This is a genomic window from Dactylosporangium darangshiense (assembly GCF_039537565.1).
GTDB classification, from domain to species: Bacteria; Actinomycetota; Actinomycetes; order Mycobacteriales; family Micromonosporaceae; genus Dactylosporangium; species Dactylosporangium darangshiense.
The window spans coordinates 159484-181117 of the sequence record NZ_BAABAT010000001.1; the positions used below are offsets into that span (position 1 = coordinate 159484).

The following is a 21634-nucleotide window of genomic DNA, read 5'->3' on the forward strand; positions in this document are numbered from 1 at the left end:
AGCGCTTCAGTGACCGACCTGATCGAGGTCAGCTACACCGGGGATCTGTTGGCTCACCGGCGATGCAGGCGCGCATGGGCGTTCGAAAAGCACGTTGGTGTGCACCCCTACGAGCAGGTGCAAGCAATGGAAGGCTTCATGATTCATCACGCCATGCAGTGGCTGACTGACCGGCATCGCGCGACCGGCGCACATGCCGATGTCGCTTCGCTCACCGCGCAACTGAACTCGTATTTCCTCGTACTGTGGTCCCGCGGCATCCGCACCACGTTCGCGAGCAAGCAGGAAACGGTCGACCGCGTAACGCGCCACCTGTACGACGTGGAGGCCGACGCGCCGCACCCCGAAGTCCTGGCCGCCGTCGAAGGAGCACAGCACGAGGAATATCCGCTGCGCAGCGTACGCAAGGTAGTACCAGAACTGTACGGAGGGAAGTCCAAGATTCTGCTCACTGGCATCCTGGACGTTGTCATCCAGCAGAAGAACACGCTGACCTATCCATTGCAGTGGCGCTGGACCGATAAGGCGGCCATGTTGGGCGAGGTGATCGATGTCCCCGATCAGGCTGCGGTCGGCGACACGGAAATCTGGGACTATAAGGGCACCAGGCTGCGGCAAAACCGCTCACGCGACGACTACGTGCGCCAGGTTGTCACCTACGCCGGACTGCTGCAGGACCGCATTGGCCTGCCCCGCCGCTGCGTGTTGTTCTTCACCAACGAGAAGCCGGGCTCGGGACGTCGTTTGCTGTCCATTCCGATCGACCAAGAGGTCATTGACGCCAGTTTCGCATGGACGCTGGAGCAGGTCCGTGAACTGCGGAACACGGTGCTGCAGATTCAGCAGGATCCGCTGTCGATCGACGGCGGCGACCTGACGAAGCAGCACCTGCCGATGGCGCAACGCGTCGATCAAGATCTGAAGGCACAGTGCACTGCGTGCGGTCAGCGATTCGACTGCGACGCCTATCGGGCGTTTCTTACCGCGGGTGGAGCAGATCCCAATGACATAGACCGGCTTAACGTCAATAAGAACTGATCCGACGATGCAGGCGAAGCCGATAATTGTCCAAAACCAGACGAAAAAAGATGTTTTTGGGCAGCACCGCTTCTGAGGCCTGGTTTGCACTGCGCGTGTGGTAGCGCGTGAGCGCAGCGAGGACCCGTCGCGATCAACCAAGAGATCGCCGCTTCCCGCGTTCGCGAGCTCGCAACTCTCCGCCAGCTGGCGATCAACATGTCAACATGCGTTCATTTCTCGTCTGGTTCCGTCCGCGATCCCAGGTCACAGGATCGTTGGTGAGGCGGTCCGGCGCGGTTTGCTCTCGTTGCTGTCAGCTATTGCTGTCAATCGAGGCTCGACAGAGCGGTGGCTCGTCGCGAGTATGCCGCTGTCGCCCGCGCAGCCGACGTTCGCGGCGACGGTACTGGCCGGCGTAGGAGCGTTGGGCATTGTCGAGGCTTGGGCGGCGGAGTCCTTCATCGCCTCGTAGTACGAGACCTCGGCCGGATCGGCATCCTCATCGACCAGGCGCCCGAATGGTTCGGCCTCCCTGCTCAGAGGTGGCCGGTTGGCTCACCGCTCGCGCCAGAGATCACCGGTCGGGTCCCCGTCATGCATGAATCGCATCCTATCGGTGAGTACACAGAGTTCTATTAGTCCGCAAATAGCAACCTTGTGCGCCACGTTGCGACGCCCGAGTCTGTGTGCATGGCAACCTTTGAGCGCGTGTGGCGCAACATCCAGGCTCATGCCGGCGAGGAGTTCCGCACCAAGACAGGTCTCCCGTTTCGGTACACGGTGGTCGGAACGTCGATCGTGCCGGATCGCACCGGCTATCCGCTCCACGTGAGCCAGGTGCGGCGCGCTGTCGACCGATGGCCAGTCAGCGGGCCGGGGAAGCTCAACGACATCGTTCGCGGTCCGTCATATCTCTACGCCCTACTCGCCGACGAACGGATCATGGCCGGCAGCCGGTGATTCCCTTTCACGCCGGCCGATGTCGGCGCTTGCGCCGCCAGCAGGCCGAGCGCGAGCGGCGCATCTCGAACAGCCGGCCCCTCCCCAACCCGTCGCGGAGTCTCCCCGTATGCCGTCGGCCACTCTCCGGGGAGCTGGGCGGCGCCGGCCGTGCCAGGCTCGCCGAAGGCGACCGCGCAGCGGCTCGGCCTGGCGCGAGCGGCGCCGTTCTGCTCGGCTCGACCTGGCAGACGGTGCGGGGAGCGGAGCGACCTCCCCGGAGCCAGAGGTCCCGCCGGAGGCAAAGAGCGCAACTCCACGCGGAGGGCGAGGCCGCGGGAGCTACGGCTGGGACCACGACGGACGTCGCGGTAGCGCAAAGAATCAACGGCCTACCGCGATAAGGCGACCGGCTGGCCGACAGACCCGGCCAGCGCCGCGCGCCCAGCGCGGCGCCCTTGAAGCGCGCCGTTCCGCTTCCGGCAATCGTCGCGGCGGCATCGACCGCGCAGCGGTCGGCACAGGACGAGGAGCGACGCAAGCTCGGTGCTCGCTGGCCGGATCTCGGCTACGTGTTCACCACGCCGGTCGGGACACCGATCGACCCGAGGAACTGCACCCGGGTCGTGCAGGCGGGAGTGCGTGGCGGCAGGTCTTCCGGCAATCCGGCTGCATGACCTCCGGCACGGCTGCGTCTCGGTGCTCCTGGCCCTCGGAGTGCCGCCGCGCACCGTCATTGCGATCGTCGGGCACAGCACCTTGGAAATGACCATGAACGTCTACGGACACGTGACGCTCGGATGACCAGCGCGCGGCCCTCGATTAGTTCGGCGGCGTCGCCACCCTGCAGCTGTACGACGGTCAACCGCGGCATCAGGACGATCAGCCGAACGAGTGGCACCACGCTGGCCTCGCGTTCGGCGGCGGTCGGCTTCCGGTTGATGTACCAGGGGTAGGCATTCCACGGGTGATGTCAGACGGTGTGACACCGACCTCGGCGAAGGCGAGGCACTGCTGTTCGGCGGTCGGATCGTCGTTCTCCATGCAGAGGAAGCCCGAGCCGGTGCCCTCATGCGTCGCCGGACCCGGGTCACGCAGGATCGAGACCACCCAGGCGTCCACGCCGCCGGGCGCTGGCGCGACCTATGGCATCCAGCCGCGGCCGCCGAGCTCGCGCAGCTTGTCACCAGCTCATTGATCGGCCTGACGTGCGGGGAAAGCCGGCCGCGGTGCTGCTGCTCGCGGTACGCCGCGTCAGCCATCCGTCGCACCACGGCGCCTCCATTCCGAACTAACTACGCCACACATCGACTGTTGCCGAAGCTGTGGCCGGTGTTCAATGCGAAGCCGTGTCAACGTCCCCGCGTGATCCGTCACGGCCTTCTGGGATGAGGACACTAAATTCGCGCCGGGCTTCCGCGATGAGGCTCACCGTGACGCATGCGAGCCGGTGCCTTCCCGTGAAGTGCCCTGGCCGGTGTGCTGGGCCGGTGGCCGCTACGGTTCGGCAGGCGGCGGCTGTAGTGCGGTCCAGAGCGACCGGGCGGCTGGTGTTCTCGTTGGTGCCGCGTGCGGGGACGCGCTGGGCGTGCCGTACGAGTTTCAGCCGCCGCTTGCGGCCGGTCACCAGCCCGAGATGTGCGGCGGCGGGCTCGGCCCGTACGCCCCCGTTGAGTACAGCGACGACACCCAGATGGCGGTATGTATCGCGGAGGTGTCCGCTTCCGGGGCGGATCTGCGCAGCAGTGACAGTCTTGATCGGATCGCCGCCAACTTCCTGCGCTGGAGACGCGAGGGCGCCAGCGACATCGGGGCGCAGACCCGCCAGGTCCTCGGCGCGGTGTCGCACCCGGACGGAGCGGGGCTCGCCGCGGCGATGCGGGACGCGGCCACGGATCTGCACCGACGAACCGGCCGCAGCGCCGGTAACGGTTCGCTGATGCGCACCGCGCCGGTCGCGCTGGCCTACCTCGGCCGGCCGGACGCGCTCGCCGAAGCCGCCCGCGCGGTCAGTGAGCTGACCAACCACGACGTACTGGCCGGCGACGCGTGCGTGCTGTGGTGCTCCGGTATCCGCCGCGCGATCATCGATGCAACGTTCGACGGGGTACGCGAGGGCCTGGACCTGGTGCCCGCGCAACGCCGCGACCAATGGTCGAACTGGTTGACCGAGGCGGAGTCCAAGGCGCCGGAGCAGTTCCGTCCCAACGGGTTCGTAGTCCCCGCCCTGCAGGCCGCTTGGTCGGCGATCACGCACACCGCCGTTCCCGACCACGATCCCGCCCGCGGCAGTTTCGCCTGCCAGCATCTGCAACACGCCCTCACCGCAGCGGTATGCGCCGGCGACGACACCGACACGGTCGCGGCGATCGCCGGAGCGCTGCTCGGCGCCCGCTGGGGTAGTTCCGCGGTGCCCCTGGCCTGGCAGCGCGTCGTTCACGGCTGGCCGACGCTGCGCGCGGCGGACCTGATCCGCCTGGCCGTGCTGACGGCTCAAGGCGGCCAGACCGACTCCACCGGCTGGCCGGGCTGCGCCCGCGCGCCACGCCAGCCGGTCGGGCCGTTGCTGCTGGCGCACCCGCACGACCCCGGGGTGATCCTCGGCAACCTCCGCACCGACGCGGCCGCGGCACACGCCAGTGCGGTGGTCTCCCTGTGCCGGGTCGGCTGTGACGACTTCGGCGACGTGGCGGCCGCCAACCGGGTCTCGGCGTGGCTGGTCGACCAGCCCGGCGCCAACGCGCACCCGCACTTCGTCGTCGACCAGGCCGCCCGGTTGGTCGCCCAGCTCCGTGCAGAAGGCCGCGTTGTGCTGCTGCACTGTGCCGCCGGCCAGAGCCGCACGCCGGCGGTCGCCGCCCGCTACACCACCCTGACCACCGACACACCAGCACCGACCGCGCTGAGCGAACTGCGCCAGCTACTCGGCACACACGGCTGGACACTCAACCCGGAACTGCGGCAGGTCGTCGAGGAGCTGTAGCCGGGCCACGCTGCGGCTCCCGGCAGCCGGTTCGCTGTCGGTCGCGGCACGGTGGCTGTGCAAATCCTGTGGCGGTCGAGTCAACGCTGCTGCGCGTCTTCCAGCCCGGCCGGAAGAGGCATCGCGCCAGCGCGAGCTTCATCGATGTTACTTTGCTGGCAGAGATGGCGCCGGTCAGCGGCTCTTCTCGACGAGATGAGCTGACCAGCTCTGGGAGTGACCAGGCGCAGTCAGGCCGCAAGGACGAACTGGTGCTTGGCGTTGAGGACGGCCAGGTGCAGCAACCGGTCGTCGGTGGCGACACCGCGGGCCGACACGAGATCGTCGTCGGCGTGCACCGCCAAGGCCTCGCCAGCCGCGTCGGCCACGCGCAGCGGCGCGGCGGCTACCCGTTGCACGAACGCACGCGCCCGGGCTCCGAGGGTGGGCTTCGGCGGCGCGAGGCGGGCGTCGAGGGCGACTGCCGACAACAGCGCATCCCACTGCTCGGCCAGCGTCTGAGGGTCGTCGAAGACCTCCAACAGCACCGGGTGACCGGCCGCGCCGATGAGCACGCCCCGCTGCCCGAACATCGGCCGCACTGCGGCCAGGACGTGCACCAACTCGGCGTCGAGGCGCTTCTGCAACTGCACCAGCGACGACGTTTCCGAGCCACCCAGCTCGCGCTCGTACCGGTGCACCCGCTGCCACACGTCGCCCTGGTCGATCCCGGTGTCCGGTGCTTCGGTGGGCAGCGGCTCCACCCGAAGTCCGCGCAATGCGCCCCGCACCGCCAGCGGCGCGCGGTACCGGGCCAGCTGCTGGCCGTGGCCGCCCGACCAGCGGTGCTGCTCGACGCAGGCCACCTCGACATCTTCGCGCGTCTGCGCGTCGACGAACATGCTGCGAGTGACCACCCGGTGCTGCCATCCGCCGTCGAGCAGCGCACCCTCCAGCAGCAGGACCGGTGTGGTACCGGCGTTGGTGACGCGCAGCCGTCCGACCGTCGGGTCGTCCAGCTCGTCGATGCGGGCGTCGGCGGGCAGTGACGTGCGATAGGCGACCGGAGCGATCGGGGCGTCGGTCCAGATCGGGAAGACGGTCAGCGGCCCGGCCTGGGTCGGGGCGCCCAGGTGCAGAGCGGGCATCAGGTTCATCGACAACCTCCAGTTTGGTACTTATCTCGCAATGAGCGCTAAACTAGCAAGACTTTTCGCGGTAGGCAAGATAACCTTGGCGGCATGACGAACCGGCAACCCGCAGCCGCCGCCCAGGGCCCGCACTGGCGCGACAGCCAGGGCCGGCGGCTCATCGACTACCCCCGACCGTCGCTCACCGTCGACGTCGCGCTGCTGACGGTGGCACCAGACCCGGATCGCCTGTCGGTCCTGCTCGTGCGCCGCGATGAGCCCCTCGACGGCAAGCACTGGTCCTTGCCCGGCACGTTCGTCCACGAACGCGAGCGGCTGGCCGAGGCGGTGTTGCGGCTTCTGCGCGACAAATGCGCCATCGTCGGGCTCGAACCGCGCCAACTGCACGTCTTCGACGACCCCAACCGAGACCCGCGAGGCTGGGTCATCTCGGTCGCACACACCGGCTCCGTCCCCTACGACAGGATCAGCGAACAGGTCGCCCTGCGAGCCGACCTGCACCTCGCACCGGTCGCACCACCGAACGGACCGCACCTGCCGCTGCCCGACGGGCAGACCGCGCTGCCCGCCGACCACGAAGAGATCCTCGCCCGGGCCGTCGCCGACCTTCGCGGTCGCTACAACGGCGCCGCCGACCCCCTCTGGCTACTGGATGACCGATTCACGATCCGCCAACTGCAACGCATCCACGACGCGATCAACGGCCACATCAGCCACAAGGACGCCTTCCGTCGCTTCGCCGACGACAAGATCGAGCCCACCGAACACATCGACCGCAGCGGACCGGGCCGGCCCGCGCAACTGTACCGACGCAAGAACACCAGCACCGGCGCCACCAGTCACGCACCCACCGGCCAACCCAGCTACTCCCTACAGGACCTCCTCGCCGCAGTCGCGGAGTACGCCGAGACCGTCGACCGGGTCACCATCCACGGCTACGCGTCATGGGCGCGATCCACCGGCCGCCCCAGTGAAGCGCTGGTCCGGCGCCGACTCGCCGGCGAACTGGGCGGCTGGTCCGACATCGTCCGAGCCGCAACCAGCGCTCCACGTCCGCAGAGTTAGCCTCTCCGGCTCTCGCTGCTGTTGTGTGCAGCTCTACCGGACAGCGGCGGCGGTGATCGGAGCGGTTCCGCTGGCTGCGTTGACAATCTGCTCGAATACCTGCGGGTCGGTGGTGTTGGCGCCGATCCGCACGGTCTTCCGGGCGCCATGGAAGTCACTGGAACCGGTCACGACCAGACCGAACTCGAGAGCTGCTGCGCGTACCGCTTCCCGTGCGGCGTCGGCATGCTCGGGGTGATCAGCTTCGAGGCCAAAGAGTCCTTCCTTCGCCAGTTCGGCCAGGACCTCATGGGGTACCTCCCGGTCCTTGCGACGCGGATGGGCGAGGACCGCCACCCCACCCGCGTCACGGACCAGCCGCAACGCGACGAAGACATCCATGGCCTGCTTGGGCACGTAATACCGCTCGCCGAGCCACTGAGGCTCGAACGCCTCCTGCACCGATCCCACCCGGCCCCCGTCGACGAGCGCCTGAGCGATGTGTGGGCGACCGACCGTATCGCCGGCGGCGAGCTCGCGTACTTCGTCCCACGTGACATCGACGCCGCCGGCCCGCAACAGTTCGACCACGGCCTGTGCCCGGTGCGCCAGACCGTCGCGCACGCGGGTCATCTCGGCAGTGAGGGCCGCGTCTGTCGGATCGAACAGATACGCCAGCATGTGCATCCCCAACCGCTGCCCGCCATCGTTCCAGCGGCAAGACAACTCGGCACCTGGCACCAGCGTCCGGCCAACCGGCAGGGCGGCGGCCGCCTCCGCCCAACCGGTGGTCGTGTCGTGGTCGGTCAGCGCGACCACGTCCAGTGCGGCAGCAGCAGCCATCACCATCACCTCGGCCGGAGTTGCGGTACCGTCGCTGACCGTTGAATGGGCATGCAGGTCGATACGCATAGCCACGGACTGTACTGGGAAAACACCGTGACCGCGTCGGCCTATCGCACCAACTCAGCGAGGCATTTCGATCGTTCCCGGTCTCTTCGAGGGCAGCTGGGACTGTGCGTCACCCTCATGCGTCCTGGCCGTTGTCCTCCCGGACGGCTGACCCATGAAGTGGGGGATGTCGACCCGGAAACGATTCGATGATGCTCACGAAGGCGTTTCCGTCCGGCTCTGCTGCAGTCCTCACGGGAGCGTTGCGACGTGACGGAGACTGCATGCGACACCTCTCTGGTCAGCTCGGCCACCGCGCGCCACACCGCATCGGCCGAGGTCCGCGGGAGAAGGCTCTCCCGACCCAGGATCGGCTCTGACAAGTACCACGATGCCCGGTAGACAACTCCGACGTCGCCACCTCGACGTGTTCGCAGCTGCCGTCAGGGTCCGCCAACTTATGGACGAACAGGCCAACGGTCGGGTCGTCGGTCTTGATCACGAAGGGTTCGGAGCGGTGTTCTCCTGCTTGCGGATGGCGGTTCGGGCGAACTCCTCGGCGGCCGCGTCACCGACCTACGACAACGTGGTCGCGGTGTAGCTGATCGCCTTCGCCGGGTCGTACCGGTGGTGGTGCTCAGGATGTTCCGGCGTGGCGAGGGTGCCCACCAGGCGGGCCACCCGCTGCAAGGCGCCTCGGGTCTCCGCCTCGGCGCCCGTCCGTGTCCACCCATTGCGCGGTCGAGCCGGACGAGGGTAGTCAGCACCGCTTCGACGTCCACCGCGTTGCCAGGGCGGTGTGCCGGTACCAGCAGTGCCAGCGGCGCGCTGGGCTCGTCAAGAAGCTCGCCTGAGGCTGTTACGTCGCCAACCGACGATCTCCGTCTGAATCGCAAGTAGTCGCTCGTACCAGAGTGGCCACATGAGTTCAAGGTCGTCGAAGTCAACATCTTTGCCGTTGAGGAGGCTCACCCCCTGACCAACCCGAGCGTCCCAGAAACATACGTCTCTTCCCGTAGCGAACCGGATCCGGAAATAGTCCAAGCCCCAGCCGGCAACGTCGGCGTACGTAACGAGTCGAGCCAGGGCCGCCCGTGCAGCCTCGGTGGTGAGCCCAGCAACCGGCGACGCCAGTTCGAGGACGTGAACGTATTCCTCCCGAGCTTCACGCCCGCCGGGCGTGGAGCGTCTTACTTTCGTCTGCTCCCATCGCGCCGCCGTGGGTGGCAGATCCCACGGTGCGAGAACCTCCGTAGTCGCATCGTGATCCGTGGAGGGCGCAGCCAGCCAGCGAAGATTCGCTAGCAATGCGGCAGCCTGCGTCGGGTCCGGTGCGGCTGCGGCAACGACCCGGGACTCGAAGTTAAAGATCGGGTCAACCAGCAGATATTGGACCTGGTGCCGAAGCGCAATTGCAAGTTCCTCGTCCACGTCATACTCAGCAAGGTCGGACAGCGCGCCGACCACCGTCCGGCGCGTCTGGGTCTCGATCAGGATCTGATCCGCGGCGTGGCGTTCGTCGCCTTGCAGGGATGCGAGCAGTCCAGTTTCCGTGCCTGTCCCCCACAACAGAGTCCAGACGGCGAGCTGCGCCTCGACCGCGTAGCGCAGATCGACCGCGTGCTTCTGGAGCAGTTGCCGCAGCAGATGGTTGAAGATGACCGCGTTCTGCACTGCAATGATCGGGCCAAGCGCATCCTGGAACTGCGGATCACGCACTGCAGCTGCTAGACGGGCGACAAAGCGGTTGAAGGCTCGTCGCGTCCGAGCAGAGACGCTCAGACGGCGCCGGTCCAGCTCATCGGGAGGCTCGTCGTCGCCATCGCCGTGCTCCTGGGTCTCGGTGGCGGTCTGCGCGCTCTCGTGACCCAGTTCGACCTCGCCGACGACGTCGTCGCTGTCGGCTTCACCGTTGGTGACCAACTGTGTGCCGAAATCGCTGAGGCGTGCCGCGATTGACGCCAGAACGACCTGCACGTCGGTCGGCGGCAGCGACAATTTTCGGCCGAAGTGGTGGTAGCCGGCGTACCTGGGATGTCGACGTATCCGCTCCCAGTCGAGATCCACCCACCGAAGGGCGGGCTGCTCGTCACCATCGATTGGGTGGACTGGATCAGTCGGTCGTGCGACCTTCCATGCGCTGATCGGGTCGAAGATGAGTGTTTGTTCGAGCTGCTGCAGCAGCTCGAACAGTTCGCTGTCAGTGCCCGGTAGCGTCCCTGACTGAGCCAGCAACGTGTTCTGGCTGGCACGGCCCAGCCGGCCTTTCAGCGTCTCCGTGTGGTAGGGCCAGGTAGGCCTAGGCTCGTGCACCTGGCCGTCATGGACGACGCCGACCTCCAGCGGGCCGCCGCCTGCTACCTGATCAAGATCTGTTCCGTTGAGGTCGAGGCGAATGGTTTTACCATCGGCGTGCACGGCGAGCGGGGTCAGCGGTGTCCCGTCGGGTCCTATGAGAGTGAGCCCCGCCGTGTCGACCTGCCGGTCGAAGACCAGGGTGAGCGACCCGCGGGCGATCTCGCTCCAAAGCAGGACCGGCACATCAACTGGTGGCTGCGCTTCCGCGGTGGTGTCGTACGACAGATCGAGCGCGGCGATGTCGGCGATCGGGGAAAGAGTCAGCGGACGGTACACCGCGTCGAAGCCGCCTCGTGGGCGGGTCTCGATGACGCCGAGCTCAAGGTTGCCGCCGTTCGCCGTGAGCAGGAGTGCTGATCTGGACAGGTTCGCCGATCCGGTGAGCATCACCTCGCGATCCGCACCAACGGCATGAATGAATTTCGCGTGCAGAAACGTCCTAGGCGCGTCCGTCACCGTGGCCTGCAGGAACGACACGTCGAGTCGTGGCCGCGTCACCGCTGTACGCAGCGCCTCGATATCGACTGAGGTATCGCGGGTGAGCAAGACTCGTAGTCGACGCGGACGCAACCGGTCGAGCAGGCTGGCAAGCGCCTGTGCTTCGGGGTCGAAGAACGGGGCGTGCACAGTGAGGGTCTGTACGGGCCAGGTGACGGCCTCGGCGATTGCGTCGACCAGCGGTGTGTCGAGGTTGTGTCGCACCAGCGGCGCAGTCGAGGGCTGTTCGGCCAGCCACGGTGTCTCGGCCCATACCTGGTGCAGCAGTTCGACAGCGGGCGGGTCGATCCACTCACGGCTGATGATGCCATCGATGAGGAACCTGACGGCGGCGAACTGCCCAAGGTGTTCAGGTGCGCCGTCTGCGTACGCGTAGACGTGCCACAATTCGCCGGAGCTGGCGTAGCCGTCCTGGCTGAGGTTTCCAGAGCCGATCAGTAACAGGCCATCCGTCTTCGTGGTGAGGAGCGCCACCTTCGCATGTGCGGCTCGTGCGTTGCGGACGGGCGCGGCCAGGTAGGTTCGGTTGGCGTTCGCGAGGCGTTGCCCGGTCTCCGCTGCTCTGGTGAACGTCTCGGCCAGCCGGCGGTCGTCGGCGAGGATCAACCGCTGGGGTACCCGGCCCAGTTGCCGCAACAGGTGTGTCTCGAAGAAGCCCAGATTCGCGGAGTAGGTCAAGATGACTAGGCTTGTCCAGTCACCCTGAATCAGCTCGGGCACCGGCAATGCGGAACTCGGCTCGGCGCCGCCGCGACCGCGGCGATTCATTGCTGCTCCTGCTGCAGATAGGTCATCGCGGCACGCTCCAGCGCGCCGTTTGGCAGGTCGCCCCGCTCGAGCAGTTTCTTCCCCGCGGCGGTGAGCTTACGTTCGGGTTGTGCCAGGGATGTGACGAGGTTCAACTCATGGGCGGCCGTGCGCAACGCGACGAACCGGCTGTCGTTGAACCCGACGGGTGTCTCTTGGTTGAAGAACCGCAGCCTGTCGCCGACACGCCGGAAGCGGAACGTATCGTCGGGAAGCTTGGCCGACGCGACGCGTTCGTGCTGCGTGATCACGAAGTCAGAAAGAATCCAGCGGGCAACGGCGGCCAGGGTCTGGCCGGCCAACAGCTGCTTGTGTAGCAGGGCAAAGAACCTGGCCATTCCGATCCGCCGCGCGTCGCCTTCGCTGAGTAGGTCCGAATCTCTCTGGAGGTCCGCGATGCGGCCCGGCGTGCCGACACGGCGGTACAGCAGCAGCAAGACGGCGAGCATCGCCACGAGCGCTTCGCCGTCATCCACGGTGTTGCGGCACCAGTCGTACAACGCGTGTTCGTCGAGTGAGTCATGCCGGGGCCACACCTCGTCGACGCCCGGTGCTACATCAACGTGATCGGCGAGCCACTGGCCAAACTCCTGCGCCGGTGTCGCGGCGTTGATCCCGGGATCGGATAGGCCCAGCTGAGCGGCGAACTCGTTGGTGTCGAGCGCGTCCGTTACCAGCGCCCACACATCGTTGAGTGGAACGGTTACGAGCCCGTCGTCGGACAGTTCGAGACCGCTGCGAGCCAGCCATGCCCAGAGCCGGTTGAACGCGAAGGCGAAGTACTCGCGTGCCTGGTACAGCCGCCACCGCCGCGCGAACGCTACGGTTCCATTGTGGGGGGCGTAGCGGTCGTCGCCGAGTGCGCGGAAGTAGATCAGTTGCCGGAATCGGTCTTCGGTGAGGGCATCGGCTTGCGCCGTGCGGCAGACGTCAAGCAGGAAGCGGAGTGTGGCTCGTCGCTGTTCGGCCTGTTGGGGCTCACCGCCGTGTAGGAACAGGTCCTGCAGCAGCGGCACGTCGAGGGCGGCGGCACGTAGTTGGCACAGGCAGCCAGCTGCAGCGAACTCGACGAGGACCTCGCGCGGCACCGGCGCATCCAGCTGATGCAGGTGCTCGCGATAGAAGCGGGTGCCGCTGATGGCATTGCGGTAGGCGTCCGCGACTGCCCGCCCCTCAGGGGTGAGCGCGTCGAACGCGACCCCGTTGGCCGGGTCCGCGATCACAACGAGGCCGGTGGATTCCATGACGGAGCGGTAGTACAGTCCGTATCCGCCGAGAGGTTCCTTGATGTAGTCGAAGCCAGGATCGAATTCCTCGTCATGCTCAGCTGGCCCGGCGGTGCGCCGCGATCCGACGACGTTGCCGGTGAGGGTCGCGTGCTCGGGTGCTTCGCAGACTTGACAGGCGAACGCGAACAGCGCTTCCCGCGGCCGGTAGAAGTCCCGGAATGCCACCTTGGTGCGCGGCGACTCGCGCGCCCAGAACTCGTCGAGCACGAAGGCGTAGAACGACCAGTACCGCGGGTGGATCGTGAGCACGTTGATGCCCGGCGATAGCCGGGGAAGGATTCGGTCTGAGCTGACCGACCCCAGCCCGAGGTGGTCCTGGCCGGCGCGGGGCGGAAAGGCTTGGGCGCCCCAGACCGGTCCTGTATTCTCCCAGCCCCAGTTCTTGGCCAGCTCCCGCTTATCACTCATGCACGTCGCCCGTAGGTCCGCTCGTGTCGTCGTCACCCACGCCAGTGCACCCATGCCCAGCGTGACCGGCGCGGTGGCGCATCCAGATCACGACGTCGAGGATCCGCAATGCGCTGATCTCGTCGGACAGACCCGCCTCGTCACGAAGCTCCGCTAGCCGGTGCGCGAGCACGCCACCCTGCTCCCGAAGCTTGCAGTCCAGCCATGGCCAGAAGCCAGTCGACGTGCCGTAGGCGCAGCTCACGATCTCGTCGTACACAGGGATGACTCGCGGACGCTTACGAGCGAGCAACTTTCCCGCGGTAACCCAGCCCACCCCGTCGCACTCCTTCAAGAGGTGCCACGCCTTGTCTGCTGGGCTGTCATCGGCAACATGCTGACCGGCGCCGTCATCACCGAGGCAAACGTCAGTCGGAATCGTGCTCAATGCCGCGCTGATGGCCCGTCCAAGGCTCCCTTCAAGCAGGGCGAGAGAGACCGGCGGCGGCACCTGCACGTTGAGCATCTCGACCGCGATCAGATCATCCGCGGTGATGACGTCCCGAACCTTGGCATGATCCCCACCACCACTCAGCCGGTCGAAGCGGCCCCCTGTAAACGGCGGCACCTCGCACGACGGCAGCCCAACGGCGAAGTACCGCTGCAGGTCCGGCACGGATCGCGGATCATTCAGAATTCTCAGCAACCTCGCGAGAGAGATGCCCTGCCTATACACCATCTGTCCCCTACATGTTTGAGTCGTTAAAAGCTCCACGGCGGATCGCCTCGAGGTGACCTCGCTGGTGCTTAGGTCCTCGGACTTCCACCGTCGGTCGCTCTGGTGGTCTGCGGAACATCCGGGCTAAGTACCGCTACCTTCACCGCCTCACCAGCGGCCGAGCGAGGGGTAGGCGCGGGCGAGGCGGCGGCGCGCACGCGTCAACTGTCGAGCTCGTCGCCGCTCGCAAGGTCGGCGTCGTCGACCTCGGTCGGAATAAGGTATTCGCCTATCTGTTTGGCCAGGTGCAGCGGCCAAGGCAGTGTTGTGGGGCTGTTCACGTAGGGTGCGGCCCAGCGCAGTTCGTGCGCGAGCGTCGCCCAGTGCCGCGGATCGTCGCCGTGCTGGATACCCGCGACGGTCAACTCGATGAACTGCGGGTTCCACACGTCCGCCTTGGGGTTCGGTGGTTTGGTCTCTCCGGCGCGGTTGAGCCAGGGCGTGATCTTCGATGCTCCATGGATGGTGTTTCCCGCGGTGACCGGCTTGCTGCCGGTACTGCCGAACATCCTGTGACCGTCGATGGCCCAGACTCCTTGCGAGTGACCGGACTGCTCGTCGTTGACGGCATAGCACTCGGGCGTCTCGTTGTCCACGTCGGTACGGATCCGGACGTGTCGCAACCCCTGGAAGCGGCCGATGGGCGTTGACGTACCGGTGCCGAAGCCGAGCGTGTCCATGACGAGATTGGTGTTCGCGATGAAGCTCCAGCCGGCGCGGAGGTTCTGCGCGTGCGTGAGCAGCAGGGTGTCGGGGTATTCGCCGACGACCTCACGGATCGCCTGTTCCACGAAGCGGGTGATCTCCTGAGGAGCGCGGCGCTGGTTCGCGAAGACGTGCTGGCGTCCGATCGTGAGCAGTCCGCGGTGCAGTGGCGTCCATTCCACGTCAGGGGTGCGAACCATGATGGTGTGGCCGGTCGGGTCGATGAAGACCGCGACCGGGACCTGGCGGGTGGTGCCCCAGACGTCGCCTTCGTTCTGTCGGATTACCCAGAGGCCGAGGATCGCGGGCCGGCGCGCGATGGTACCGGGCTTGGGGTTGGGTAGCGGTGCCGCGCGGACGCCGAGCTGGCGGAGCAGGTCGTTGACGGCGCTGATGGCTCGCTGCCGGTTGGGGTCGGCGGGTTCGCTTCCGTCTTTGCGTGTCCGCGGCGGTCGGGTCGGCGTGACGACGGGGGTGAGGAACTGCGATAGTCGTCCGGTACGCAGCAGGCCGTGCCGGATCGCGAACTTCGGGTCCATGGCTCGTCGTGGTCCCTTGTACGTGTCCAGGCCACCGATCTCCACAATCGCGATCGTGGGATGTTCGGCCGCCGGTAGCGCTGTCTGGATGCGTTCGGCGCGATCAGTAACCGCCTGCTCCCTGCGCTGGGTGCGGCTTGTGACGTCCCGGTCGGGCTCGAGGTCAGCGGTGATCTCGGGGAGCGCCAGCAGCCGCAGGTGAACAGCGAGTTTGTCGGTGGCCACGATCCGAGGTGCGTCCCGCAGCTCCGCGAGGGTGGGCATCACTACGCCGAGGCGAGCGGTGAGCGCGTCGAGGGTGTGCTGCGTGGACTGCTCGCCGGTGAACAGTTCGATGTCGAGCCTGCCACCGGTGAGGTTGGCGGCTTCCGTGCACAGCCTCACCGGATCCGGGTCAGGCGTGTTGGTGCGCGTCGTGGTGTAGACGGGCGCGTTGGTCCTGGCCAGTGGAGGAGTCAGGGTCAGGTGGGGCGCAAGGATCTGTTCGGCCCAGTCCAGGACGGGCGCACGATCGGTCAGTGACAGGCCCGCGCTGACCTGTTCCCGCTTGAGCATGCCGGTGCGATACACGAGCGCAGCCGCGTCGCCGTCGCGGTGCAACCAATCGAGGGGGTTGGCCCGCAGCTGCCGCGGGTCGGGCAGGCGCGCGAGACACCCGGTTTCGGCGAGGAGGCGAGCCAGCTTGTCGTCCCAGCGGGCTCCCCAGTCGGGTTTGCCGTCAGCCCTGGTGCCAAGCCGGGCGAGCTCGATCTTGGCTTTGGTGAAATGGCGGGAGTTGGAAAGTCCGGGAAGGTAGGGCAGTGTCGGGGCCAGGAAGACGTTGTGCCCGTGCTGCATCGACAGCGATCCGAATTCTGGCATCCATCGCCGGGTTCCGACATGCAGGTACAGGTTGAGGTCGTTGCTGAATGGATGGGTCTGGGCCGTGATCCGGGTGGTGACGGAGAACGGCGCGCCGCTGTCGGTGCCGAATGGCGGCCAGGACATGATCTCCGCGCCGGTGTCGGTGGGGCAGCGCCGAAACTGTGCGATAAGTGTGTCGCCGTAAGGGCAGCCGGCAGTGGGCTGAGTGAGGATTGCGGCGGCTTCCATGGGGAGCAGCCGGAACGCTAGCGCTCGGCTGTCCTTGTCGGCAAGGTCGAGCGAGATCTCACGCCACACGAGGTCGTCAGCGCGGATCGCGGTGAGTGTCTGGTCGATCACTTGCTGCGGGGCCTCGTGGGCTCGGATCCAGGCGGCGATGACGGTGAACAGCGCCCGCGGCGGAACGGGGTGGTAGCTGTAGAGCCAGTCCTCGTCGCCGGCCTCAACGCTCACCTTGCGAGCCACGACGAGCAGGTCGGGCACCAGCGCGGTGAGGGCGCTGTTGAGGGCGGTGATGGCGATGCGTACCGGCTCACCGTTGGTGCGACGGGTGGCGGCAGCACTGAGTGCCCGCAGCGCCGGCTTCCAGGTCGCCGGGAAGCGCAGCAGTCGATAGGTGCGGCGCATCACGGTGTCGGCTGTGAGGCGGAACGCGCCGACCCGCATGTGGTCGTAGGTGGGCATTTACAGGTCTCCCATCAGGGACAGTGCTTGCCGCAGAGGTTGGTAGAGCGCCTTGACGAGGTGCCGGTCGTCGTCCGTGCACTCCGGTTGGAAGTAGGGGTCGAGCACCTCTCGCAGGCCGAGGAGCAGGCTCGTGCCAGCTACATCGGAAACGCCGTCGATACGCTGCGCCGTCCTCGGAGCGAAGGCAGCGTCGCAGAAGTACACCTTCGCGGCTTGGCCACCACGGACCAGGCGTCCGATGACTTGCCAGATGGTGACGAGTTGGGTCCAGGTCAGCGAACGGCGCTCGTCGTCGTCGAGCTGGCTGTACGCGACGCGGCTGTGCAGCAGCGCCCGCCAGCGTCGCTGCGCCGCCCGGCGGCGCTCCCTGCCGGCCTCGTCCAGCGCCTCCGGACCGGGTTCACCGGCCGAGCCCCGCGCACGTTCGGCGATCTGTCGTTGGGCGTACTGGTTGATGCGTTGGGTGACATAGGTGAGGTCATCGGGACGCGGATGGGGGCGGACGAGGAAGAACGCCGCCCCGATCGCTGCCACGCCGTCGTCGTTGAGGATGTTGTGACCTCGTTCGATGGCCAGCATCGGCGTGACCAGGATCCATGCTCCGGTCGCTGCGAACGTGGCCACGTCGGCACGCCGGATGCATTGCGGACCGTCCCAGTCGGTGGCGAACTCATCGTCGGGCACCAGGTAGCGCACGTTGTCACTCCAGGCGGTGCGCCGCCGGACGAGCGCCTCAGCGACGTACTTCGCTTCGCGGTAGCTGCCGACCAGCAGCATGATCCGTTGACGACCGTCCGGCAGGGCGGCGTGCTCCTTCTCCAGTAGGCTCCGTCCGGTCGGACCGGGCTTGGCCAGGGCGGTGACCATCTGCTGCAGTGCCACGTCGCGCTCCGGGCCCCACTTGCCGGACACCGAGATGGGCTTGTCGTTGGCAGTGAACGGCCGGAACTCCACCGTCGTCTTCGCGATCTGATCGAGGTCCTTCTGGTGGGGCCGGAGGATTCCGCCGACCTCGACATCGACGTGGTAGCGCGGCGACGTCCCGGCCCAGCTCGTACCGGACAGGAGCATGACGTTGGGACCGCTGCCGTCGGCTGGGAACAGGTTGGGCAGGTTAACCAGTAGCGAACGGCCGACCCCGGAGTACCGGAAGAACCGGAACTCCCCCATCTGCCCATCGCCGGACCGGCGATCGTGCTCGACGTACTGGAAGCCCAGCACGTTGCCCATCGGCGACTCGGGCACCACTGGGGTCAGGTCCCGCGGCGGTTGCCGCAGCTCCGCGACCGGAAGATCATGAAGGTCGAGATCGGCGGCCACCAGCGGCCACAGTCGCAGCATCTGATTGAGCCGGCTGGCGATGATCGCCACCATGAGCGCGAATTCCAGCCTACTGGCACTGGCGTCGATGTCCACTGGCGTGGCGCGGCGGCCGGACCCGAGATCGTGTTCGGTAAATCCTGTCAGCCAGTTACGAACGCGCGCCTGGCGCTGGTCCTCGTCGGTGTCGGCGATGACGGAGGCGGCCAGGCCGGCGAGTTCGTCGGCGACCGGGTCGCCAGTGCCGCCGGCCGGAGAGTCCACGAACGCATCGAAGATCCGGCGCAGCTCCAGATAGCACGCGTCACGGTCCCAGCCCTCACGTGGGCGCCGACCCGAAACGGGCGCGAAGCCGGCCCAATCCTCCGCCAACTGCTGGAACAACGTCCATTCGGTGAAGTAGTCGCCGTCGACCCACTTGCGCAGCACGCCACGAGGACGACGCCGGTCCAGCTGCAGCAGGTGGTAGGCGATGTCCGCGGCGGCCCGCGCGGCGTTGAGGGCAAGGTTGAAGACCCGAACATGGGAAAGTCGCGTGGGTGCCCGGTCCAGCGCGCGAAGCTGGGCCCCGAATCGGATGTCGATTTCGTCGATCCAGGCGTCGTCGCTGGAGCCCAGCAAGGTCTGCCCGGTGGCGAACATCGCGTCGAGGTTGGCCTGCACCTGATCGGCCTCATCGACCAGGATCAGGTCGCTGCGCCGCCAAGCCGCCTCCAGGTAGCGCAGCGTTTCGGCGTTGAGGTGGTTCGGCACCTTGGTGTACACCAGGCTCCACGGGGTGGCCACCCACACGGGTGCCTCGACGAGTCGGCGGGCCGGTTCGTGCCGCTGGCAGGCATGCCACACCGGGCACGCCAGTGCACGACCCGTCTGCCTGTCCGGCGATGCACGGTCCTGCGGGACCAAGGTCTCGCATGGCGCGTGACGCAGGTCGAGCGGCTGGGCGACCTCGCTGAGGGCATCCAGCATGCATGCGGTGCTCATCAGCTCGAAGACACCGGTTGAGGCCGGGACGATCCGCCCGTCCGTCGGCGGATGCAGCCGGTGCAGCCGCTCGACGTGACGTCGCCGGTTCGACTGTCCCATCGCCGGTGCAGCCGCCACGCTGTACCAGCCGAGTTGCTCGACCGTCCGCAACGATGAGGTGTTGTCCCCGACCACGATGGTCACCCGCAGTCCGTGGCGGGCGGCCCACACGGTCAGCACGGTGACGAGCGTCGACTTCCCGGCGCTCACCATGCCGACCAGGTGCAGCATGCGGTCGATGGTCAGCACGTCGCAGTCGCCGAAGGTGCTGTCCCGGCGACGTACTTGCAGGGTAACCCCGTCGACTCGGGCGACCCAGTCGTTGTTCCGACCAGCATGAAGGTCCTGCTCGTCCATAAACGCCGCCGTCTCCCGCAGGTCCGCCCAGGCAACCACGACCGGCTGACGGCCTCGGACCGTCAGGTCGTGCCCAGGCCCGCGGGCCGGCACCGGCATCCAGCCCGGCAGCCGCACGCCACGCTGGCTCCGTCCGGCAGCAAAGACGTAGTCGTTGGCCGGCTCGGCGCTTCGCAACGGATTAGTCGCGAACGGCAGCGGCTGAGTGAGAACCCGCTCGAAGGTGTCCCACCGCTGCGGGGCGACTCGGCAGGGGAGTCGCCGTGTCGTGCCATCAGCCGGATCAATCTCATAGCCACGGACGTGCTCCGGCAACGCGGCGTAGGCACGGAGCGCCTCGGCCCACTGGTACGGGCTGTGTGAACGCCACAGCAGGTGCCGAGCGTTGGCGATCCGTATCTGGGCCGAGTCTTCGGCGTCTGGCAGCACCTGCCACAACGTCGGGTAGCCGTCCAGCAACGCCCACGCCCCGTGGGCGGACTGGCCGCGCGCGACGGTCTCCAGCAGGTAGAGACTCAGCTCGGTGTCCAGAACCTGCGCGATCGACGGCTCGCCATCGGCAGGCTCGTGGTGCGCGGTGATGTCCTTGACCAGTTGGGCCCGCCACGCGCTGGTCTCCCTCACGACTCCTCCTTCAGGCGCCGCTTGACCTCGCCGCTGAACTCCCGCTCGGACATTGCCGTGACCCGCCCACCCGGACCCAGCGACGGCAGGGCACGGACGAGTTGGCGGAGGTACCCAGGACGGGCGCGGCACTGTTCATCGGCGATCACGATGAAGGCTCGGGACGCGTCCGACGGCGGGTGGAACGGACGCGCCGCCAAACGGGCCGCAAGCCGGGTCGGACTCGCCCACGCTTTGACATCCACCGCCCATACGTCGGTGGAGAAGACCGCCAGATCGCAGGCGTCGAATCGCGGCCACAGCTCAATCGGCACTCCCGCCGCACGGAGACTGTCGGCGATGCGCAGTTCGGCCCGCCCGGGTGCGGCGATGAACGTCCGCAGCTCACGACCGATCCAGAGCACACCCTCGACGGCCGGAAGCTCAGTCCACGGTTTCCCAGGGTCAGGGCAGGCCGGATCGACACACATCCGCTGCGGCATATCCTCCGCCGGCGTCCTCAGATTGCCGCAGCCGCCGCAGACCTGCGCCACTCCGCCGAGCAACGCCTCAGGCGGCGCCTCTCGGTACGCTGCCCGCAGCTGAGCCGACAGCAACGCCAGCTCCGGCCGGTGAAGCTGCTCAGCCAGATCCAGCTCGGACATGGCGGGCCGACGTATCAACAGCTCCCGGAACGCAACGTAGGCGTCCTCGCGATCGTTGGCCCGACATACGTCCATCACGTCACCGATCAGGGCGTTCTCGCGCAGCTCGCCTTCGACGTCGCCCCGGAGACGACCGAGCTCCTCGCACGCCACGCTTGGGTAGCCGAAAGCCAGCAACGCCTCGTCGACGTCCAACCGCGGAACGTCGAGCCCGATCGGCCAATCGGCCAACGGTCGGCGCGCCCAGCGCAGCAGATCCATCACGCTGCCTGGCGGGGTCACGCCCTGGACCTGGCACATCAGCGTCAGCCGGTCGAGCGCCCGCTGAAGATTGGACGGGTACGGCAGGCGGATCGGCTCACCGACCCGGCACAGGTCGGCATACTCGATCAGCCCGGCGGCAAGCTGGTGGACAAAGGTGATCTCCCAGTCTTCGGGCCACGGGTGTTGATCCGTGTCCATGAGCTCGTCCTCTTCTCGCGGCGAAACATCGACGTGCGACGGCGTTATCGTGCCTCTTGGGCACGACAGAAACGTCACGTATATGCGCCATTCGGGGTGATGTGATGCGTCTGGATCACATCACCCATCAACGTCGCGCCCCATATAACAACTGACGGCAGGCTCGGCAGCGACAAGAGCCAATGATAAGGATGATTGTCAGGTGCGACGCTTGCGATCTGATAACTGGAGTTATCAGATTGCAGCGTTGTTGCACGGCGGCGCCTTCGCTACGGTGATCAG

Annotated in this window: 13 protein-coding genes; 5 read left to right on the forward strand and 8 right to left on the reverse strand. The window is 67.1% G+C overall.

The window, feature by feature from the left end; all coding sequences use genetic code 11:
• Positions 1-9: 9 nt before the first annotated feature.
• The 4 genes from ABD901_RS00690 (at position 10) to ABD901_RS00710 (ending at position 4942) form a co-directional block, all read left to right on the forward strand.
• A complete protein-coding gene (locus tag ABD901_RS00690; protein ID WP_345120041.1) occupies positions 10-1038 on the forward strand; it encodes a PD-(D/E)XK nuclease family protein in 1029 nt (342 codons plus the stop codon).
• 672 nt (positions 1039-1710) lie between these two features.
• Positions 1711-1980, forward strand: a complete 270-nt coding sequence (locus ABD901_RS00700) for a hypothetical protein (protein WP_345120043.1) — start codon at positions 1711-1713, stop codon at positions 1978-1980.
• A gap of 525 nt (positions 1981-2505) precedes the next feature.
• Entirely contained in the window at positions 2506-2763 is a 258-nt protein-coding gene (locus ABD901_RS58935; RefSeq protein WP_380137281.1) for a tyrosine-type recombinase/integrase, read from the forward strand.
• Between the two features lie 673 nt (positions 2764-3436).
• On the forward strand, positions 3437-4942 hold the full coding sequence (locus tag ABD901_RS00710; protein WP_345121078.1) for an ADP-ribosylglycohydrolase family protein: 1506 nt from the start codon (positions 3437-3439) through the stop codon (positions 4940-4942).
• A 230-nt stretch (positions 4943-5172) separates the two neighbouring features.
• Here the strand turns inward: ABD901_RS00710 and ABD901_RS00715 are convergent, their stop codons facing one another.
• Entirely contained in the window at positions 5173-6078 is a 906-nt protein-coding gene (locus ABD901_RS00715) for an ARPP-1 family domain-containing protein (protein ID WP_345120047.1), read from the reverse strand.
• A gap of 84 nt (positions 6079-6162) precedes the next feature.
• Here ABD901_RS00715 and ABD901_RS00720 point away from each other — a divergent pair, with 84 nt between their 5' ends.
• The gene (locus tag ABD901_RS00720; protein WP_345120048.1) at positions 6163-7137 is read left to right on the forward strand and encodes an NUDIX hydrolase; all 975 of its coding nucleotides are present in this window, start codon (positions 6163-6165) and stop codon (positions 7135-7137) included.
• Positions 7138-7170: 33 nt separating this feature from the next.
• Here the strand turns inward: ABD901_RS00720 and ABD901_RS00725 are convergent, their stop codons facing one another.
• The 7 genes from ABD901_RS00725 to ABD901_RS00760 form a co-directional block, all read right to left on the reverse strand.
• Positions 7171-8028 carry a PHP domain-containing protein gene (locus ABD901_RS00725; protein ID WP_345120050.1) on the reverse strand — a complete coding sequence of 286 codons (858 nt, stop codon included), beginning with the start codon at positions 8026-8028 and terminating at the stop codon, positions 7171-7173.
• Between the two features lie 816 nt (positions 8029-8844).
• Positions 8845-11631 carry a phospholipase D-like domain-containing protein gene (locus tag ABD901_RS00735; protein ID WP_345120052.1) on the reverse strand — a complete coding sequence of 929 codons (2787 nt, stop codon included), beginning with the start codon at positions 11629-11631 and terminating at the stop codon, positions 8845-8847.
• Positions 11628-13367 (reverse strand): hypothetical protein, encoded by a 1740-nt coding sequence (locus ABD901_RS00740; RefSeq protein ID WP_345120054.1) that lies wholly within the window; start codon positions 13365-13367, stop codon positions 11628-11630. Before ABD901_RS00740 ends, ABD901_RS00735 begins: the two co-directional genes overlap by 4 nt.
• On the reverse strand, positions 13360-14022 hold the full coding sequence (locus ABD901_RS00745; protein ID WP_345120056.1) for a DUF6308 family protein: 663 nt from the start codon (positions 14020-14022) through the stop codon (positions 13360-13362). Before ABD901_RS00745 ends, ABD901_RS00740 begins: the two co-directional genes overlap by 8 nt.
• Before the next feature lie 263 nt (positions 14023-14285).
• Positions 14286-16916 (reverse strand): pPIWI_RE module domain-containing protein, encoded by a 2631-nt coding sequence (locus tag ABD901_RS00750; protein WP_345120058.1) that lies wholly within the window; start codon positions 16914-16916, stop codon positions 14286-14288.
• Positions 16917-20246: a pPIWI_RE_Z domain-containing protein gene (locus ABD901_RS00755; RefSeq protein WP_345120060.1), complete on the reverse strand. Its 3330-nt coding sequence runs from the start codon at positions 20244-20246 to the stop codon at positions 16917-16919. It lies immediately after the preceding gene.
• Complete coding sequence (locus tag ABD901_RS00760) at positions 20243-21352, reverse strand: pPIWI_RE_Y domain-containing protein (RefSeq protein WP_345120062.1); 1110 nt, start codon at positions 21350-21352, stop codon at positions 20243-20245. Before ABD901_RS00760 ends, ABD901_RS00755 begins: the two co-directional genes overlap by 4 nt.
• Positions 21353-21634 lie beyond the last annotated feature (282 nt).

Excerpts from the sequence above, each read along its gene's own strand:
- ABD901_RS00750 (WP_345120058.1), bottom strand. The coding sequence starts at position 16,916 with ATGCCCACCTACGACCACATGCGGGTCGGCGCGTTCCGCCTCACAGCC.
- ABD901_RS00715 (WP_345120047.1), bottom strand. The coding sequence starts at position 6,078 with ATGAACCTGATGCCCGCTCTGCACCTGGGCGCCCCGACCCAGGCCGGG.
- ABD901_RS00740 (WP_345120054.1), bottom strand. The coding sequence starts at position 13,367 with ATGAGTGATAAGCGGGAGCTGGCCAAGAACTGGGGCTGGGAGAATACA.
- ABD901_RS00735 (WP_345120052.1), bottom strand. The coding sequence starts at position 11,631 with ATGAATCGCCGCGGTCGCGGCGGCGCCGAGCCGAGTTCCGCATTGCCG.
- ABD901_RS00725 (WP_345120050.1), bottom strand. The coding sequence starts at position 8,028 with ATGCGTATCGACCTGCATGCCCATTCAACGGTCAGCGACGGTACCGCA.
- ABD901_RS00720 (WP_345120048.1), top strand. The coding sequence starts at position 6,163 with ATGACGAACCGGCAACCCGCAGCCGCCGCCCAGGGCCCGCACTGGCGC.
- ABD901_RS00700 (WP_345120043.1), top strand. The coding sequence starts at position 1,711 with ATGGCAACCTTTGAGCGCGTGTGGCGCAACATCCAGGCTCATGCCGGC.
- ABD901_RS00760 (WP_345120062.1), bottom strand. The coding sequence starts at position 21,352 with ATGGACACGGATCAACACCCGTGGCCCGAAGACTGGGAGATCACCTTT.